The organism is Izhakiella australiensis (assembly GCF_002006995.1).
In the GTDB taxonomy this organism is placed as follows: domain Bacteria; phylum Pseudomonadota; class Gammaproteobacteria; order Enterobacterales; family Enterobacteriaceae; genus Izhakiella; species Izhakiella australiensis.
Genome location: NZ_MRUL01000019.1, coordinates 37,393 through 55,334, shown reverse-complemented (window position 1 = coordinate 55,334; position 17,942 = coordinate 37,393). Strand labels below are relative to the sequence as shown.

18 protein-coding genes are annotated in these 17,942 nt (G+C 54.4%); 15 read left to right on the top strand and 3 right to left on the bottom strand.

What is annotated here, in order from left to right:
* Positions 1-541: 541 nt before the first annotated feature.
* The 4 genes from BTJ39_RS19870 to glnB all read left to right on the top strand — a co-directional run bounded on the left by BTJ39_RS19870 (position 542) and on the right by glnB (position 4,438).
* A complete protein-coding gene (locus BTJ39_RS19870) occupies positions 542-1,924 on the top strand; it encodes a sensor histidine kinase (protein WP_078004457.1) in 1,383 nt (460 codons plus the stop codon).
* Positions 1,921-2,637, top strand: coding sequence for a two-component system QseEF-associated lipoprotein QseG (gene qseG / locus BTJ39_RS19865; RefSeq protein ID WP_078004456.1), 717 nt, complete (start codon positions 1,921-1,923; stop codon positions 2,635-2,637). The genes BTJ39_RS19870 and qseG overlap by 4 nt, the downstream gene beginning before the upstream one ends.
* Positions 2,634-3,968 (top strand): two-component system response regulator GlrR, encoded by a 1,335-nt coding sequence (gene glrR, locus BTJ39_RS19860; RefSeq protein WP_078004455.1) that lies wholly within the window; start codon positions 2,634-2,636, stop codon positions 3,966-3,968. The genes qseG and glrR overlap by 4 nt, the downstream gene beginning before the upstream one ends.
* A gap of 131 nt (positions 3,969-4,099) precedes the next feature.
* Entirely contained in the window at positions 4,100-4,438 is a 339-nt protein-coding gene (glnB, locus tag BTJ39_RS19855) for a nitrogen regulatory protein P-II (protein WP_078004454.1), read from the top strand.
* Between the two features lie 103 nt (positions 4,439-4,541).
* Here the strand turns inward: glnB and hmpA are convergent, their stop codons facing one another.
* Positions 4,542-5,726: an NO-inducible flavohemoprotein gene (gene hmpA, locus BTJ39_RS19850; RefSeq protein WP_078004453.1), complete on the bottom strand. Its 1,185-nt coding sequence runs from the start codon at positions 5,724-5,726 to the stop codon at positions 4,542-4,544.
* A 334-nt stretch (positions 5,727-6,060) separates the two neighbouring features.
* Here hmpA and glyA point away from each other — a divergent pair, with 334 nt between their 5' ends.
* A complete protein-coding gene (gene glyA / locus BTJ39_RS19845; RefSeq protein WP_078004452.1) occupies positions 6,061-7,314 on the top strand; it encodes a serine hydroxymethyltransferase in 1,254 nt (417 codons plus the stop codon).
* Positions 7,315-7,375: 61 nt separating this feature from the next.
* Here the strand turns inward: glyA and csiE are convergent, their stop codons facing one another.
* Complete coding sequence (gene csiE / locus BTJ39_RS19840) at positions 7,376-8,638, bottom strand: stationary phase inducible protein CsiE (RefSeq protein ID WP_078004451.1); 1,263 nt, start codon at positions 8,636-8,638, stop codon at positions 7,376-7,378.
* A gap of 136 nt (positions 8,639-8,774) precedes the next feature.
* On the opposite strand from csiE, the gene BTJ39_RS19835 reads away from it, so the two are divergent.
* Together BTJ39_RS19835 and BTJ39_RS19830 are read left to right on the top strand one after the other, a co-directional pair.
* Positions 8,775-9,416 carry a DUF1007 family protein gene (locus BTJ39_RS19835; protein WP_078004450.1) on the top strand — a complete coding sequence of 214 codons (642 nt, stop codon included), beginning with the start codon at positions 8,775-8,777 and terminating at the stop codon, positions 9,414-9,416.
* Entirely contained in the window at positions 9,407-10,393 is a 987-nt protein-coding gene (locus BTJ39_RS19830; protein WP_096777766.1) for a nickel/cobalt transporter, read from the top strand. Before BTJ39_RS19835 ends, BTJ39_RS19830 begins: the two co-directional genes overlap by 10 nt.
* A gap of 57 nt (positions 10,394-10,450) precedes the next feature.
* Here BTJ39_RS19830 and suhB read toward each other — a convergent pair whose 3' ends face one another.
* Complete coding sequence (suhB, locus tag BTJ39_RS19825; RefSeq protein WP_078004449.1) at positions 10,451-11,254, bottom strand: inositol-1-monophosphatase; 804 nt, start codon at positions 11,252-11,254, stop codon at positions 10,451-10,453.
* A gap of 425 nt (positions 11,255-11,679) precedes the next feature.
* On the opposite strand from suhB, the gene trmJ reads away from it, so the two are divergent.
* From trmJ to fdx, 8 genes are all read left to right on the top strand, one after another.
* A complete protein-coding gene (trmJ, locus tag BTJ39_RS19820; protein ID WP_078004483.1) occupies positions 11,680-12,405 on the top strand; it encodes a tRNA (cytosine(32)/uridine(32)-2'-O)-methyltransferase TrmJ in 726 nt (241 codons plus the stop codon).
* Positions 12,406-12,536: 131 nt separating this feature from the next.
* Positions 12,537-13,037 carry a Fe-S cluster assembly transcriptional regulator IscR gene (iscR, locus tag BTJ39_RS19815; RefSeq protein WP_078004448.1) on the top strand — a complete coding sequence of 167 codons (501 nt, stop codon included), beginning with the start codon at positions 12,537-12,539 and terminating at the stop codon, positions 13,035-13,037.
* Positions 13,038-13,125: 88 nt separating this feature from the next.
* Positions 13,126-14,340 (top strand): IscS subfamily cysteine desulfurase, encoded by a 1,215-nt coding sequence (locus BTJ39_RS19810; protein ID WP_078004447.1) that lies wholly within the window; start codon positions 13,126-13,128, stop codon positions 14,338-14,340.
* 24 nt (positions 14,341-14,364) lie between these two features.
* Positions 14,365-14,751, top strand: a complete 387-nt coding sequence (iscU, locus tag BTJ39_RS19805) for a Fe-S cluster assembly scaffold IscU (RefSeq protein ID WP_078004446.1) — start codon at positions 14,365-14,367, stop codon at positions 14,749-14,751.
* 15 nt (positions 14,752-14,766) lie between these two features.
* Positions 14,767-15,090 (top strand): iron-sulfur cluster assembly protein IscA, encoded by a 324-nt coding sequence (gene iscA, locus BTJ39_RS19800; protein WP_078004445.1) that lies wholly within the window; start codon positions 14,767-14,769, stop codon positions 15,088-15,090.
* 77 nt (positions 15,091-15,167) lie between these two features.
* Complete coding sequence (gene hscB, locus BTJ39_RS19795) at positions 15,168-15,683, top strand: co-chaperone HscB (RefSeq protein WP_078004444.1); 516 nt, start codon at positions 15,168-15,170, stop codon at positions 15,681-15,683.
* 12 nt (positions 15,684-15,695) lie between these two features.
* Positions 15,696-17,546, top strand: a complete 1,851-nt coding sequence (gene hscA, locus BTJ39_RS19790; protein ID WP_078004443.1) for a Fe-S protein assembly chaperone HscA — start codon at positions 15,696-15,698, stop codon at positions 17,544-17,546.
* A gap of 3 nt (positions 17,547-17,549) precedes the next feature.
* Complete coding sequence (gene fdx / locus BTJ39_RS19785; RefSeq protein WP_078004442.1) at positions 17,550-17,885, top strand: ISC system 2Fe-2S type ferredoxin; 336 nt, start codon at positions 17,550-17,552, stop codon at positions 17,883-17,885.
* Positions 17,886-17,942 lie beyond the last annotated feature (57 nt).

The following is a 17,942-nucleotide window of genomic DNA, read 5'->3' as shown; positions in this document are numbered from 1 at the left end:
CATTGGGCGACATTTAATTTATTGATTTTAAATCATATAGCTAAGTCGTCTGAGTTTTGTCGTTAATTGGTGACGTTCGCGGGTCAATGGTGCGGCGCGCTCAGTGCAGATAATGAGCGATGGCTATATTTTTTGCTTTTCAATGAACAGGTTATAAAGTTTTTTTGATTTTGGCATGGATATTGCTAATATAGCGATGTTGCTCATTCGCCTGTTTATGATGCCCTGCTCCGGCGGTCAAGCGCTCATAAAAATTGAATGACGCACAAAACGGTGCCTGTCGTCCTCCAGACCGATAAGCGAGCCTCCGGGCCGTTATCAAGCATTGGACGCAACGTTGAGTTAGGCACCACCTAATTTCTCTACGTCGTCTGCGGCGGCGTAAATGCAGCGGCAGAACCTAAAGGTTCTGCCGTTTTCTTTTTTATTGCAGCTTCACTACGGCACGCCACTCCAGTAGCATCATAACGTTAACTTTGGAGGGCCGACTGTGTTCAGGCAATGGCGAATTTTTCCCCGATCACTGCGTCAGCTGGTGCTGATGGCCTTTCTTCTGGTGCTGCTCCCTTTACTTATTCTGGCCTGGCAGGCGTGGGAAAGCCTTTCTGTTCTCAGTCAGCAGGCTGCCGATACCAACCGCAACACCTTAAGCGATATTCGTCGCAGTGAGGTGATGGCGCGCACCGCGCTGGAGCTGGAGCGCAGCTATCGTCAGTACTGCGTGCTGGGTGATACGCTGCTGGCGCAACTTTATCAGACGCAATATACCCGCTATACCAACATGCTGGATGAGCATGCCGCCTCGCTGCCGGACGCAAACCAGACCGAAAAGCTACGTCAGCTGCTGTTGCAGCTTAACGAATTGCAGTGCGCCAATAATGCGCCGGTTAGTCAGATGTCACAAACGCTGGAAATGTTTTCGCAAGCGAATGCCGATCAGGTCAAGACGACCCGCGAAGTGGTTTTTTCTCGCGGCCTTGAGTTACAGCGTACTATCGCCGAGCGCGGCCAGTTCTTTGGCTGGCAGGCGCTGATCCTGTTTGCCGTTACGCTCGGGCTGGTGTTGCTGTTTACCCGTATGATTATCGGTCCGGTAAAAGGCGTTGAGCGGATGATCAACCGTCTTGGCGAAGGACGTGCTCCCGGCCAGAGCATTGCCTTCAGGGGACCGCGCGAAATTCAGTCGTTGGCACAACGCATTATCTGGTTGAGCGAGCGGCTTAGCTGGCTGGAATCACAGCGCCATGAATTTCTGCGTCATATTTCCCATGAGTTAAAAACGCCGCTGGCCAGTATGCGCGAAGGTACGGAACTGCTGGCAGATGAAGTTGCCGGCCCTCTGACTGCCGATCAGCGCGAAGTCGTGGCAATTCTTAATAACAGCAGCCGGCATTTGCAGCAGCTGATTGAACAGCTACTGGATTACAACAGAAAGCTGGCAGACGGGCCGGTCAGTCTCAGTCAGGTAAATCTGCCTGAGCTGGTGGAGATGGTGGTGTCGTCCCACAGCCTGCCGGCGCGGGCAAAACTGATTCAGACGCACATTGATCTGGCGGCAGTTCACTGCCTGGCGGAGCCAACGCTGTTAGCCCGCGTACTGGATAACCTGTACTCCAACGCAGTGCATTACGGTAAGCAATCCGCTACCATCTGGATCCGCAGCTATGAAAAAAACCAGCGGCTGTTTATCGAAGTGGCGAATACCGGGCGCCGCATTCCTGCCGGGGAGCAGGAGATGATTTTCGAGCCATTCTGGCAGGGCAGCGCCCACCGCAAAGGAGCCGTGAAGGGCAGCGGGTTAGGATTGAGTATTGCTCAGGATTGTATGCGTCGCCTGCAGGGTGAGCTGCGCCTGGTTGACAGAAAAGATGCCGACGTTTGTTTCCAGATTGAACTATCAACAGCCGGGGATGATGCGCCATGATATACCGTAAGATTGCCATCCGGCCTCTCCGACTGGTGGGCATCATATTCTCGCTGCTGAGTCTGAGCGCTTGTTCAACCCAGCCGCAGGGCGAGCACGTTGCATTGATTCAGGCGCCGATGGCGTCGGAAATCAACGTCACCAACTTTAATAATGTCCCCTGCCATGCCGTCTGGGCTGTGAGTGACAATCATGCGCTAAACGGGCCGCTTTACTGGCTGCGTGCGCTGGATTGCGCCGCACGAATGGCGCCTGCCGATGCCCGCGCCGAGGCGCATAACTGGCCGCAGTCCAACTGGCAGAGTGCTTTTAAGCAGGGCATTTTATTGGATAACGGCAACGTGACGCCGCTGGAGCGCCGGGCCTATGTCAAACATCTTGATGAATATCTGTTTGATTATCCGTCGGCCGTGCGACCGCTTATCCAGTTGTGGCACGACCGCCAGGCGGCTGAATTGCAGCTTGCCGAAGAGCGCATGCGCTACGCCCAGCTACAGCAGAAAAGCGATAGCCAGCTTGATGGGTTACGCCATCAGCAAATTGTTTTGAAACAGGAACTGGCGCAGACGCAGCGCAAGTTAAATTCGCTGGCGGATATTGAACGTCAGCTATCCGTGCGCCGCGCCACCGACAGCTCTGATAACAGCCATAGCAGGAACAGGTCCGATGGCGCCACTTCTGATAACGCCACCGGAGGCAAAGCGCAACCATGATAAAAAAGTCCGCGCGTCTGCTATTGGTTGATGATGATCCCGGCCTGCTGAAGCTACTGGGGATGCGTCTTGGCAGCGAAGGTTTTCACATTGCCACCGCCATAAATGGCATTGAAGCGCTGAGGCTGCTGCAGCGTGAAAAAATCGATCTGGTGGTCAGCGATCTGCGCATGGACGAAATGGATGGTCTGGCGCTGTTTGCTGAAATTCAGAAGCTGCATCCGGGCTTGCCGGTGATCATCCTTACCGCTCACGGCTCGATCCCTGACGCCGTGGCGGCGACTCAGAAAGGCGTGTTTAGCTTTCTCACCAAGCCGTTGGATCGCGACGCGCTGTACAAGGCGATTGATGAAGCGCTTGAGCATTCCGCCCCGGCCAGTGACGATGCCTGGCGTGAATCTATCGTTACGCGCAGCCCGCTAATGTTGCGCCTGCTGGAGCAGGCGCGCATGGTGGCGCAGTCGGATGTCAGCGTATTGATTAACGGCCAAAGCGGAACGGGTAAAGAAGTGCTGGCTCAGGCGATCCACGCGGCAAGCCCACGCGCCAGCCGCCGCTTCATTGCGATTAACTGCGGCGCGCTGCCGGAGCAGCTGCTCGAATCTGAGCTTTTCGGCCATGCCAAAGGGGCGTTCACCGGCGCGGTCAGCCAGCGTGAAGGGCTGTTTCAGGCCGCCGAAGGTGGAACGCTGTTTCTGGATGAAATTGGCGACATGCCGCAGGCGCTGCAGGTTAAGCTGCTGCGCGTACTCCAGGAGCGTAAGGTTCGACCGCTCGGCAGCAATCACGACCTCGATATCAATGTGCGTATTCTTTCCGCGACGCATCGCAACCTGGCGCGGGCGATGGAAAAAAAGGAGTTTCGCGAGGATCTCTATTATCGCCTGAACGTTGTCAGCCTGCGGCTGCCGACATTGCGCGAGCGAGCCGAAGATATTCCGCTGCTGGCGGCGCATTTGCTAAAGCAGGCCGCCGAACGCCATAAGCCGTTAGTCCGCAGCTTTTCCACCGATGCGATGAGACGTCTGATGGCGGCCAGCTGGCCGGGCAACGTGCGTCAGTTGGTCAATGTGATTGAGCAATGCGTTGCGCTCAGCTCGGCGCCGGTTATTGGCGAAGGACTGGTAGAGCAGGCGCTGGAGGGTGAAAATACCGTGCTGCCGACCTTTGTCGAGGCACGTAATCAGTTTGAGCTTAACTATCTGCGCAAGCTGCTGCAGATGACCAAAGGCAATGTTACCCACGCTGCACGGCTGGCCGGGCGTAATCGCACGGAGTTTTATAAGCTGCTGGCGCGCCACGAGCTGGACGCGGCGGAATTCAAAGAATAGTTATTTCGCCTCTGTTTTTATGCTAGTTTAATTGCCGGAAAATAAAGAGACAGCCCGCGCGGCGGAACCTGTCCGTAGTACATATACTTTGGCTATCCTTCACGATGGCGCGGGAATAAAAAGGGTCTGTTATGAAGAAGATTGACGCAATTATTAAGCCATTCAAACTTGACGATGTACGCGAAGCGCTGGCGGAAGTTGGCATTACCGGTATGACCGTGACCGAAGTGAAAGGCTTTGGCCGCCAGAAAGGGCACACCGAACTTTATCGCGGTGCGGAGTATATGGTTGATTTTCTACCCAAGGTAAAAATTGAGTTGGTAGTGGCGGATGATATCGCCGAAACCTGCGTTGAGACCATTATGCAAACCGCTCAGACCGGTAAAATTGGCGACGGTAAAATCTTTGTCTTTGACGTTGCTCGCGTGGTGCGTATCCGTACCGGCGAAGAGGACGAAGCGGCTATCTGATAGAGCGCCCTGGTGCATCTGATGTGAAAAAGGCGCGATTTTCGCGCCTTTTTGCTGTCTGTATTACCGGATATTGCGGGATGAGCGCGATGTTAGCGCGCGATTACAGAACCTTATGCGGGCCGAACACTTCATAATGCATGTGCGAGGCATCGATACCCAGTTCGCTCAGCTGCTGCGCGATAGATTGCATAAAGCCTAATGGCCCACAGAAGTAAAATTGCATTGCCGGGCCGCTAATTAATCCCTCTACTTCCAGCAGGCGCATATGTCCCTGATGCTGATAGCGGCCGCGATCGTCGGCCGCCGGCTGACTGTACCAGATGGCTTTCTCAAAACGCGTCAACCGGCCACCGGCCTCAGAAACTTCATCAGAAAAGGCATCCGACGCACCGTTTTTCGCGGCATGTAACCAGACAACCGGCGCGCCATGCTTTTCATTAGCCAGGCTATGCAACATTGCCAGCATTGGCGTCTGGCCAATCCCGGCGGAAATCAACGCGATCGGCGTATCAGGCAGCGCCTGCATAAAAAAATCACCGGCCGGCGGCGCCAGATGCACGGTATCGCCGGCCCGGGCATGCTGATGCAGCCAGTTGGAAACGGTGCCCTGCGATTCATGTTTCACTGCGATGCGGTAGCTTCTACCGTCTGCGGCGCGGGTCAGGGAGTACTGGCGAATTTCCTGGTTGCTGAAACCCGCCTCCTTCAACCAGACGGCGATATACTGACCCGGCTGATAAGCGCTAACGGGCAGGCCATCAACGGGTTGCAGTTCAACGCTTTTAATTACGCTGCTTTGTGGTTGAATTTGTGCGATGCGGAAGGCCCGTGTGCCGCGCCAGCCGCCAGGCTGATGTTCACCATGCTGGTATATTTCTTCTTCGCGCTGGATAAATACGCCGGCCAGCACCTGGTATGCTTTGCCCCAGGCCGCAAGCACTTCATCGCCCGGGTTGAGCATTTCCTCGATAGTTGCCAGCAGATGGGTGCCAACAATTTGATACTGATCGGGGCGAATAGCGAAGCTGGTATGTTTTTGCGCGATTTTTTCTACCGCTGGCAGCAGTACAGCGAGATTATCAATATTAGCGGCGTAGGCACAAATAGCGTTGAACAGCGCTTCACGCTGGTTACCATTACGCTGATTGCTCATATTGAAAATATCTTTCAGCTCCGGGTTATGATGGAACATGCGGTTATAGAAATAGGCAGTGAGATCCGGGCCGGTTTGCTGGATCACCGGAAGCGTGGCTTTGATGGTTTTAATTGTCTGAGCGTCTAACATGGCGGTTCCTCCGCGTTAATAACATGCATTTTAAATGTATGTTATAATTCCCGGCGCTACGTTGTAAATAACCCTGTAAAAAAAGCGCTCTTTTTGCTGGTTGTAAACCCGCGTTTAAACGTGAAGAAACTGCACGGCGTAAATGAATAAAAATACGGTTAATGCCCAGCGAGTAATCTCAGGCAAGCCCTTGCTGCGCCTGAAGGCAACCGTTTGCGTAAAAAGCTGGATACGATCCTATTCATCCCCTGACAAACCGTTTAAACTGTTAGCAAATTCCTTTGCGGATAGTTATTCACTGCCGTTAATTAGTTAGCTGAGCCAGGAGATGCGGATGTTAAAGCGAGAGATGAATATTGCCGATTATGATGCTGAATTATGGCAGGCAATGGAGCAAGAGAAGGTACGCCAGGAAGAGCACATCGAACTGATTGCTTCAGAAAACTATACCAGCCCGCGGGTTATGCAGGCTCAGGGCTCGCAGCTGACCAATAAATATGCGGAAGGCTATCCGGGCAAACGTTATTACGGCGGCTGCCAGTATGTTGACATCGTCGAACAGCTGGCGATCGATCGTGCTAAAGCGCTGTTCGGCGCAGACTATGCCAACGTGCAGCCACATTCTGGTTCACAGGCGAACTTTGCCGTATATACAGCGCTGCTGCAGCCCGGCGATACCATCCTTGGGATGAACCTGGCGCACGGCGGTCACCTGACCCACGGCTCGCCGGTTAACCTTTCCGGTAAACTGTACAAAGTCGTGCCTTACGGCATTGATGACAGCGGTAAAATTGATTATCAGGAGCTGGCTGAACTGGCGAAGACCCATCAGCCGAAGATGATCGTCGGCGGCTTTTCCGCGTATTCCGGCATATGCGATTGGTCGAAAATGCGTGAAATCGCCGATAGCGTCGGCGCCTGGCTGTTTGTTGATATGGCGCACGTGGCTGGCCTGATCGCCGCCGATGTCTATCCTAACCCGGTACCGCATGCGCATATCGTGACCTCGACTACCCACAAAACGCTGGCCGGTCCGCGCGGTGGCCTGATTCTGGCGAAAGGCGGTGATGAAGAGCTGTATAAGAAACTGAACTCAGCGGTCTTCCCTGGCGGCCAGGGTGGACCACTGATGCACGTGATCGCCGGTAAAGCCGTAGCGTTTAAAGAAGCGATGGAGCCGGAGTTTAAAGTTTACCAGCAGCAGGTTGCCAAAAACGCCAAAGCGATGGTCGAGGTATTCCTTGAGCGCGGTTATAACGTGGTCTCCGGCGGCACGCATAACCACCTGTTCCTGCTGGATCTGGTGGATAAAAATCTGACCGGTAAAGAGGCTGATGCCGTACTGGGCCGGGCGAACATTACCGTAAACAAAAACAGCGTGCCAAACGATCCGAAAAGTCCGTTCGTGACTTCCGGCGTGCGCATAGGTACGCCGGCGGTTACCCGTCGCGGCTTTAAAGAAGCAGAAGTGCGCGAGCTGGCCGGCTGGATCAGCGATCTGCTTGATAACATCAATGATGAAGCCAGCATCGAGCGCATCAAACAAAAAGTGCTCGATATCTGCGCGCGCTTCCCGGTGTATGCCTGATCGTACCCGTTAGCCTGTCGCTAACAACAGGGCGCCTGCGAAGGCGCCCTGTTGTTATTTATCAGGCCTCCAGCAGCGCGCGGATCCGCTGCTGGTGATAATCGCTCAGCGGCAGTTCCGCATGGATTAACGGCGGAGAGTAGAGCGGTAGCGCCGTAGCGTAGGGTGAAACGACCAGCGCAATGCCTTCAGGCGCCCCCTGACGTTGCCAGAGCTGAACGTCAAGATGCTTAATATTCAAAGGCAGTAGCGTGAGTTCGCGCAGCTGCTGTTCTACCTGCTTTTCCAGAACCTCATCCCTGCCGGTTAACAGCAGCACCTGCTTTTCCTGTAGCGTATTTTCCTGCATCAGCCAGGCGCCAAAGATTACCGCGACCAGACTGACCTCTTCATGGCAAAAGCGAATGCTGAAGTCGCGTTCGAAAGAGCTTAGCGCTTGCTGCGTTGTTCTTAGCAGCCGCGGATAAAGCGCGGTGATTTCTTCCGCCAGGCTGTCATCAATACCAATATCGAATATCACTCTGTCCAGCGCCTGGGACAGATGGGTATAGAGCTGCGCCTGCAGGCCGCTTTGATCGCTAAAATGCATCCCTGACAGCTGTTGGAAGCGGGCGGTCAGTGCGCTAATCGCCAGGTTCAGTCGCCGCTCGTTTTGGTGATTAACCTGACTAATTTGCGGCGCATATATCAGGCTGAATAACAGGGCAATAAAAGGACCATCGTCGGCAAGGGACGTGCGACGTTTATGCCAGCAGTGCATCACCTGGCGGCCAATCTGCCATTCCGGTTTGGATTGTAGCCATTGGGTTTGCTGTTCGCTAAGGGTCACATTGTCGGTGGCGCACAGGCAATACTGCAAAAATAGCTGCAGAAACTGGCTGTCGCGTGGCGAAAAGCTGCGGTTTAGCTGCTGCGCGCAATGACGAAGCAGCGCCTGCAGATTATGTTCATCATACAGGGCTTTTTCTGTTCGCTGAGCGGCGAGGTGCTGGCGTAAACCAGCGGCAAAATGTTGACGCACAAAATCAGGCGACAGGCGCAGCGCGCGGCGTAGCCAGTGCAACAGGCACAAACGTTTATTCAGCTCTTCGCCTTGCAGTCGCCAGACGCCTGAGACATCCTCTTGTACTTCAAGCTTATGGTAACGCTGGATTTCTCTGCCGACCTCCGTAATATCTTGCCGTGTGGCCTGTTGATCGCTGTGATTAACCTGACTGAGAGAGTCCAGCGTCACGCGATAGCCGGGAAGATAAAACAGCAAAAGCAAATGGCAGCGGCGTTGTGGACTGGAAAACGAAGTGATTTCCACCTCGGATAAACTCATCGCGTTATTCCAGTAAGTAATGTCAAGGCTAAGAATAGCGGGGTATCGGCATTATGAAATATAACGCGCGTGACTTTTTTTCCGGCTTTCAGGTCCGGTCACATAAAAAGTCTACTGGCTAAAGGTGGAATTGCATTTGTTATATTATAACGTTATTTTTGTCCTTCTTTTAACACTGGCAGGATTTTCGCAGACGGCGCAGGCGCATCCGCACAGCTTTATCGCGATTAAAACCACGCCGGTGGTAAAAGACGATCGGCTGACCGGGCTAAGTATGATCTGGACTATGGACGAGATTACTTCTGCTGATTTGCTGTACGATGCCGGCAACGCTAAACCTGATTCGGTTGTATGGAAAAAGCTGGCGGCAGAGGTGATGGCGAATGTGCTGGGGCAGCACTACTTCAGCGAGTTCTGGCACCAGGGCAAGCCGGTAAAGTTTGATAACCTTCCGCCGGAATACCGGCTGTACCGCCAGGGTGCTAAAGCGGTACTGGCCTTTATTTTGCCGCTGGCGAAGCCGCAGCCGCTGGCCGGACAGCAATACAAGTTTTTGACTTTCGACCCGACCTACTTTGTTGATATGTATTACGATAAGCCCGATGACCTGACATTACCTGACGCGCTGAAAAATCGCTGCCGTTTTGATTTGCACACCCCGGAGGCCAATACAGCGTTGAAAAACTATGCCCTTTCGCTGGATAAAGCCGATGCGCCGCCAGCGGATATGGATCTTGGCCGACAGTTCGCCCAGACGGTGACGCTGACATGTCAGTGATCCTGAATGCAAAACCTCAAGTGCCCGCCGTCAGGCGCTGGCCTCTGCTGCTGACGGCAGCTATCCTGGCGCTGTTGATAGCAGCGCTATGGTATTTCTGGCCACAAATATTGCTGCAAAGTATGCAATGGCAGCGCGGCCTGAATCAGCAAATGGCCGTGTTATTGCAGCAGCTTGCTGCTCACCGGCGACAGGCCGGCATGGCGTTGGTGGGTTTTAGCCTGGTATATGGCGTTCTGCACGCGCTTGGACCCGGCCATGGCAAAGTGGTGATTGGCGCGTTTCTCGCCACGCATCCTACCCGCCTGAAAAGCAGCCTGCAGCTGACGTTTGCCGCCGCGTTGGTTCAGGGCTGCGTGGCAATATTTCTGGTCACGCTGATGCTGGGCATTTTACAGCTCTCTTCGCGCCAGCTGCATATCAGCAGCTTCTGGCTGGAGAAAGGCAGCTATTTACTGGTCGGCCTGCTGGGCGTGCTTCTGTGCTTTAAGGCACTGAAGCGTCTGCAGCGGGCGCTACGCCCGGTGCGATTTCAGCGTATTGCAAGCCACCAATCCGGTCATATACACCATGCCGATTGCGGTTGCGGCCACCAGCACGTACCAGATTCAGCGCAGCTGGCGCAGGCTGTCACCCTGAAAACCAAAGTGCTGGTGGTGCTGTCGATGGGGCTGCGTCCCTGTTCCGGCGCCATTATGATGCTGCTGTTTGCCAAAGTGGTGAATGTCTACTGGTGGGGCGTCATTTCCGCGTTAGTGATGGCCGTTGGTACGGCGCTTACCGTGTCTTCTTTGGCGCTGCTGGTGCAAAGTTCGCGGGCGCTGGCGATAAGGCTCAGCAAAAAAGCGGCATCGCCTCAACCGGTTTTCGTCGCCTGTCTGGGCTTGCTGGGGGGCGCGCTGCTGATCATTGCCGCCAGCGTTCTCTGGCTCTCGGCGCAGCCGATGGCCTCTAACGGTATCCGGCCGATGTTTTAAATAAAAAAAATCCCCCCGCAGGTTGCCCTGTGGGGGGATAAAGAGATAAGTAAAAAATTAGCGTTTCAGCGCGTCGCTTAACTCATCACGCATATTTGCCAGTAGCGATTTCACTACGCGCGGATTGCCCGCCACCAGGTTGCCGGAGGTGATGAAATTATGACCGCCGGTAAAATCGGTGACCAGACCGCCAGCTTCGCGCACCAGCAGTTCACCGGCAGCAAAATCCCAGGGCTTCAGGCCGATTTCAAAGAAGCCGTCAACGCGTCCGGCGGCGACATAAGCCAGATCCAGCGCCGCTGAACCGGTGCGGCGAAAATCTGCGCACTGGGTGAAGAGCTTACTGACAACATTCATATAGCTTTGGGTATGCTGACGCACTTTGAACGGGAAGCCGGTAGCCAGAATAGTGCCATCCAGATCGCGCGCGCTGCTGCCGCGCAGGCGATACCCATTCAGCTGAGCGCCCTGGCCGCGAACGGCGCTGAACAGCTCGTTACGCATGGGATCGTAAACCACGCCTACTTCAGTGCGGCCTTTGACGCGCACGGCGATAGAAACGGAGAAGTGGGGCAGACGTTTAATGAAGTTGGTTGTGCCATCCAGCGGATCGATTACCCACTGTATATCCTGATCCTGTGCTGCCAGTTCACCGCTTTCTTCGGTGATGATGGTGTGCTGGGGATAAGATTTGCGGATCACCTCAATAATCTGGCGTTCCGCTTCATGGTCAACATTAGTAACAAAGTCATTACTGCCTTTCTGGCTGGTTTCAACGGCGTCAGGCGTTTCATAACTTCTGGCAATGACGTTTCCGGCTTTGCGCGCAGCGCGCACGGCAATGTTGAGCATTGGATGCATGGTGGGAGTCTCTCACTCGCTGAATGTTAAAGAACGTTTTTGCTGACATCTTTCACGCCGTAGCGGTGTTGGCTGCGTAATATCCCCGTAGTCACATACTGGTGTATGCTCCTACGGCTGATTTTTCTTGCCGCCTTGCTACGGGGCGCAATCTGTCCGCAAAAATAAACGGGTTGTATCTTTCACACCGAAGCGGTGCTGGCTGCACAGAATCCGACGACAGGATTTGTCATATGCGCGTTACGCGAAAATCAGGGAGTCTGTGTGTCTGTTGATTCAGCCAGCTTAGTTGCGTATGCCCGGTATTAAAACCGTCCGGCTGCGCAATCGGCGAAATTTACCGCGGCAAAGTATAGCAGCGCGTTCGGAACATGTCCTGTTTTATGTTACGATGCGCCGATTATTTCTCATATCTGCTGAAGACTATGCTGGAAAACATTCGTATCGTGCTGGTGGAAACCTCTCACACTGGCAATATGGGCTCTGTTGCGCGCGCAATGAAGACCATGGGCTTAACCAATCTTTATCTGGTTAATCCGCTGGTGAAACCTGACTCTCAGGCAATTTCTCTGGCTGCCGGGGCCAGCGACGTGATTGGCGCGGCAAAGATCGTTGATAATCTTGATGATGCAATTGCCGGTTGCAGCCTGGTGGTAGGTACCAGCGCCCGATCGCGCTCGCTGCCGTGGCCGATGCTTGATTCTCGCGAGTGTGGCATTAAAAGCGTGCAGGAAGCGCAGCAGGCGCCGGTGGCGTTGGTGTTTGGCCGTGAGCGCGTTGGCTTAACCAACGATGAGCTGCAAAAGTGTCACTACCACGTATCCATTCATGCCAATCCCGAATACAGCTCGCTGAATCTCGCCATGGCGGTGCAGGTTATCAGCTATGAGGTACGTATGGCCTGGCTCGCGGCGCAGCAGCAGGCGCAGCCAGCCTGGGAAGAGTCGCCTTATCCGCTGGTTGACGATCTGGAGCGCTTTTATCAGCACCTGGAGCAGATGATGTTGCAAAGCGGTTTCATCCGCGCCGCTAATCCAGGGCAGGTGATGAGCAAGCTGCGACGGCTCTTTACCCGCGCACGACCGGAGCGTGACGAGCTGAATATTCTGCGCGGTATGCTGGCTTCGTTTGCCAAAAAAGACCGCGAATAGTTGACTATTTCACCAGGTTAAATAGTTGAGTGTTTTACTCGGTTAAATAGTTGACCAAAACACTCAGGAATGTCAGACTGTCGTCCATTAATCACGCCCATCCGGGACATCACCGAGGTTGCGAAAATATTATGAGACTGACTTCCAAAGGACGCTATGCCGTTACCGCAATGCTTGACGTTGCGCTGCATTCCCATGAAGGTCCGGTGCCGCTGGCCGACATCTCTGAACGCCAGGGCATTTCACTCTCTTATCTTGAGCAACTGTTCTCGCGCCTACGCAAAAATGGCCTGGTAGCCAGCGTGCGTGGTCCCGGTGGCGGCTATCTGCTTGGTCGCGGCGCCGGTGAAATCGCTGTTGGCGCGGTTATTACCGCCGTCGATGAGTCCGTTGACGCGACTAAATGCCAGGGCAAAGAGGGCTGCCAGGGCGGCGAGCGCTGCCTGACCCACGTACTATGGCGTGATTTGAGCGAACGCATCAGCGATTTTCTCAATAACATCACCCTGGCCGAACTGGTTAATAATCAGGAAATTCTCGACGTTGCCGATCGCCAGAACAATGAAACCCGCCGTATTGCTCCGAAAGGACGCCTGCAGGAAACCATTACTGTTAATAATCTGCGCGCCTGAAGTTACTGATTACATCAGCCCGGCCCAGATGCCGGGCGAAATAATAAATATTGATACGTTTTGAAGTGATGTACGGAGTTTAAGAGCAATGAAATTACCGATTTATCTGGACTACTCCGCAACGACGCCGGTGGATGTGCGCGTGGCCGAGAAGATGATGCAATTTCTCACCCTTGATGGCACCTTTGGTAATCCCGCTTCCCGTTCCCACCGCTTTGGCTGGCAGGCGGAAGAGGCGGTCGATATCGCACGTAATCAGATTGCTGAGCTGATCGGCGCCGACCCGCGTGAAATCGTATTTACCTCAGGCGCCACCGAGTCGGACAATCTGGCTATCAAAGGTGCAGCCACTTTCTATCAAAAGAAAGGCAAGCACATCATCACCTGCAAAACCGAACATAAAGCGGTGCTGGATACCTGCCGTCAGCTGGAGCGCGAAGGGTTTGAAGTGACCTATCTTGCGCCGCAAAGCAACGGTATTGTCGATCTGCGGGCTTTAGAAGCCGCGGTGCGCGACGATACCGTGCTGGTTTCCATTATGCACGTGAATAACGAAATCGGCGTGGTGCAGGACATCAACGCGATTGGCGAGCTGTGCCGCGCGCGCGGTATTATTTTTCACGTGGATGCCACGCAGAGCGTCGGTAAGCTGCCGATTAATCTGGCGGAATTGCCGGTGGATCTGATGTCTTTCTCCGGCCATAAAATTTACGGGCCGAAAGGTATCGGCGGCCTTTATGTGCGCCGTAAGCCGCGCATTCGTCTGGAGGCTCAAATCCACGGCGGCGGTCATGAACGTGGTATGCGCTCAGGCACGCTGCCGGTCCACCAGATCGTCGGTATGGGTGAAGCCTATCGTATCGCGAAAGAAGAGATGACCAGCGAAGTCGCCCGGCTGCGTACCTTGCGCGACCGCCTGTGGCATGGCCTGAAAGATATCGAAGAGGTTTATCTGAACGGCGACCTGGAAAAAGGCGCGCCGAACATCCTTAATGTCAGCTTCAATTATGTTGAAGGTGAGTCCCTGATCATGGCGCTGAAAGACCTGGCCGTTTCCTCCGGCTCAGCCTGTACTTCAGCCAGCCTGGAACCTTCCTATGTGCTGCGCGCCCTGGGCATGAACGATGAGCTGGCACACAGCTCTATCCGCTTCTCCCTCGGGCGTTTTACCACCGAAGAAGAGATCGACTACGCCATTGACCTGGTACACAAGTCTATCGGTCGTCTGCGCGACCTTTCCCCGCTGTGGGAGATGTTTAAAGCCGGCGTCGATCTCAACGCTATCGAATGGGCACATCATTAATTTCAGGCATCAGGAGACAGGACAATGGCTTACAGCGAAAAAGTTATCGATCATTACGAGAATCCGCGCAACGTAGGTTCTTTTGACAACAGCGATCCCTCTATCGGCAGCGGCATGGTCGGTGCGCCCGCCTGTGGTGACGTGATGAAGCTGCAAATTAAGGTTAATGCGGCGGGTATCATCGAAGACGCGCGTTTTAAAACGTACGGCTGCGGTTCCGCTATCGCCTCCAGCTCGCTGATTACCGAGTGGGTAAAAGGGAAGTCGCTGGATGAGGCGCAAAGCATAACTAATATGGCAATTGCCGAAGAGCTTGAGCTGCCGCCGGTAAAAATTCATTGCTCTATTCTGGCAGAAGATGCCATTAAAGCGGCGGTGGCGGATTACAAGAGTAAAAAGAACGCTGGCTAATCAGGAGGCTGACAGATGTCGATTACATTAAGCGACACGGCAGCGACCCGCGTGAACGCGTTTCTGCTAAACCGTGGCAAAGGTGTTGGTCTGCGTCTCGGCGTGCGCACATCCGGCTGTTCCGGCATGGCTTACGTGTTGGAATTCGTTGATGAAGTGCGGCCTGAAGATAAAGTTTTCGAAGATAAAGGCGTCAAGGTAATCATCGACGGTAAAAGTCTGGTTTATCTTGATGGCACCGAGCTTGATTTCGTTAAAGAGGGATTAAATGAAGGCTTCAAATTCAATAATCCCAACATGAAAGACGAATGTGGCTGCGGTGAGAGCTTTAACGTCTGACGAAACCCGTCGTTCTCTATCGTTCCGGTTATCCGGAGCGATTTATCTGATGCTGAAACTGCGTTTTTGAGCCTGCTATGGATTACTTCTCATTATTTGGCTTGCCGCTGTCGTTCGAAATCGACAGTGGTCAGCTGACTACCCGTTTTCAGGAGCTGCAGCGCCAGTTCCATCCCGATCGCTTTGCCAGTCGCCCGGAAAAAGAGCGCTTGCAGGCGGTACAGCAGGCAGCGACCATTAATCAAGCCTATCAGGCGCTGAAGAAGCCGCTGCCGCGCGCTGAATATCTACTCAGCCTGAACGGCATCGATATCGATAATGAACAGCATACGCTGCGTGATACCGACTTCTTAGTCGAGCAGCTGACGATGCGTGAAGAGCTGGAAACCATTGAACAGCAGCAGGATGAAGCGGCGCTGTACGATTTTATGCAGCGGCTTGACGGTATGTCGGCGCCCCGCCATAACCAAATGCGCGACCAGCTGATGCAGCAAGACTGGACTCAGGCTGCCGATAGCGTGCGTAAGCTACGTTTTATCGCTAAACTGCGCACCCAGGCAGAAGCGCTTGAAGAGCGACTGCTTGATTTATAACGGGAAGCATAAATGGCGTTATTACAGATTAGCGAACCGGGACTGACGGCAGAACCACATCAACGTCGTCTGGCGGTTGGCATTGATTTAGGCACGACCAATTCGCTGGTAGCGACGCTCCGTAGCGGCCAGGCAGAAACGCTGCCTGACGCTGAAGGACGGCATTTGCTGCCTTCAGTTGTTCATTATCAGCATGATAACCGCCGCGTTGGCTGGGAAGCACGTAATCAGGCGGCGCTGGATCCGGTCAATACCATCAGCTCGGTTAAGCGTTTGCTGGGCCGCACCCTGAGTGATATTCAGCAGCGCTATCCGCACCTGCCTTATCAGCTGCAGCCCAGTGAAAATGGGCTGCCGATGCTGATTACCGCCGCGGGCAGCGTCAATCCGGTCAGCGTTTCCGCCGCAATACTGAATGCGCTGGCTGAACGTGCGCGCAGTTCGCTGGGCGGTGAGCTGGATGGCGTGGTCATTACCGTGCCAGCCTACTTTGATGATGCTCAGCGGCAGGGAACCAAAGATGCGGCGCAGCTCGCCGGGCTTGAGGTGCTGCGTCTGCTCAATGAACCCACCGCTGCCGCTATCGCCTATGGCCTGGACTCCGGCAAAGAAGGGGTGATCGCGGTTTACGATTTGGGCGGCGGCACCTTTGATATTTCCGTATTACGCCTGAGCCGTGGCGTATTCGAAGTGTTGGCAACCGGCGGAGATTCGGCGCTGGGCGGCGATGACTTTGACCAGCTGCTGGCGGATCACCTGCGGGAGAAAGCCGGCCTGCACGATCGTCAGGATCACCGTTTGCAGCGCCAGCTGCTCGATGCGGCAACGGCGGCTAAAATTGCCTTGAGTGACGCCGACCATACGCTGGTTGAGGTTGGCGGATGGCAAGGGGAGATAACCCGCAGCGAATTTAATGCGCTGATCGACGGGCTGATTAAGCGTACGCTGCTCGCTTGTCGTCGGGCGCTGAAAGATGCCGACGTTAGCGCGGATGAAGTGCAGGAAGTGGTGATGGTGGGTGGTTCAACGCGCGTGCCGCAGGTGCGTGACAAAGTCGCTGCTTTTTTTGGCCGCACGCCTTTAACTGCCATCGATCCCGATCGCGTGGTCGCTATCGGCGCGGCTATCCAGGCCGACATCCTGGTGGGGAATAAGCCTGACAGCGAAATGCTGCTGCTGGACGTTATTCCGCTTTCGCTGGGCCTTGAAACCATGGGCGGGCTGGTGGAAAAAGTGGTGCAACGCAATACCACCATCCCTACCGCCCGGGCGCAGGAATTTACTACCTTCAAAGATGGGCAGACGGCGATGAGCATCCATGTGGTGCAGGGCGAACGTGAAATGGTCGCCGACTGTCGCTCACTGGCTCGCTTCACGCTGCGCGGTATTCCGGCGATGCCGGCTGGCGGCGCCCATATTCGCGTTATCTTCCAGGTTGATGCCGATGGCTTACTGAGCGTCACCGCGACGGAAAAAACTACCGGCGTTGCCGCCGCTGTGCAGGTCAAACCCTCTTACGGTCTGACGGACGGTGAAATCGCCGGCATGATTAGCGAATCAATGACCCACGCGCGTGATGATATGCAGGCGCGCAAGCTGGCCGAACAAAAGGTAGATGGCCTGCGCATTCTGGAGAGCCTTGATGGCGCGCTTGCTGAGGATGAAGGATTGTTAACCCCGGCTGAGCGGGATTTAATCCGCCAGGCACAGCAGGATTTACGCGTAAAGCTCGATGGTTCTTCTGCCGCGGATATTGATGCGGCCATACAACAACTCGATAAAGTAACCCAGGATTTTGCCGCGCGTCGCATGGACGATTCAATTCGTCGCGCGCTGGCCGGGCAATCCGTGGATGAGGTCTAAGTCATGCCCAAGATTGTTTTTTTACCCCATCAGGAGCTGCTGCCGGAAGGCGGCGTGTTTGACGCCGGCAGTGGCGAAACGATCCTCGACGTTGCGCTGCGTAACGGCATTGAATTAGAACATGCCTGTGAAAAGTCCTGTGCCTGTACCACCTGTCACTGTGTGGTGCGCGAGGGTTTTGACTCGCTGGCGGAAAGTAGCGAAGATGAAGATGATATGCTGGATAAAGCATGGGGTCTGGAGCCGGAAAGCCGTCTTGGCTGTCAGGCTCGGGTAACTGATGAGGATTTGGTGGTCGAGATTCCTCGCTATACCATCAATCACGCGCGTGAACACTAAACGCAAAAATTTATCACGGGCCGGATAAATCGGCCCTTTTTTATGCACAGACGTCAG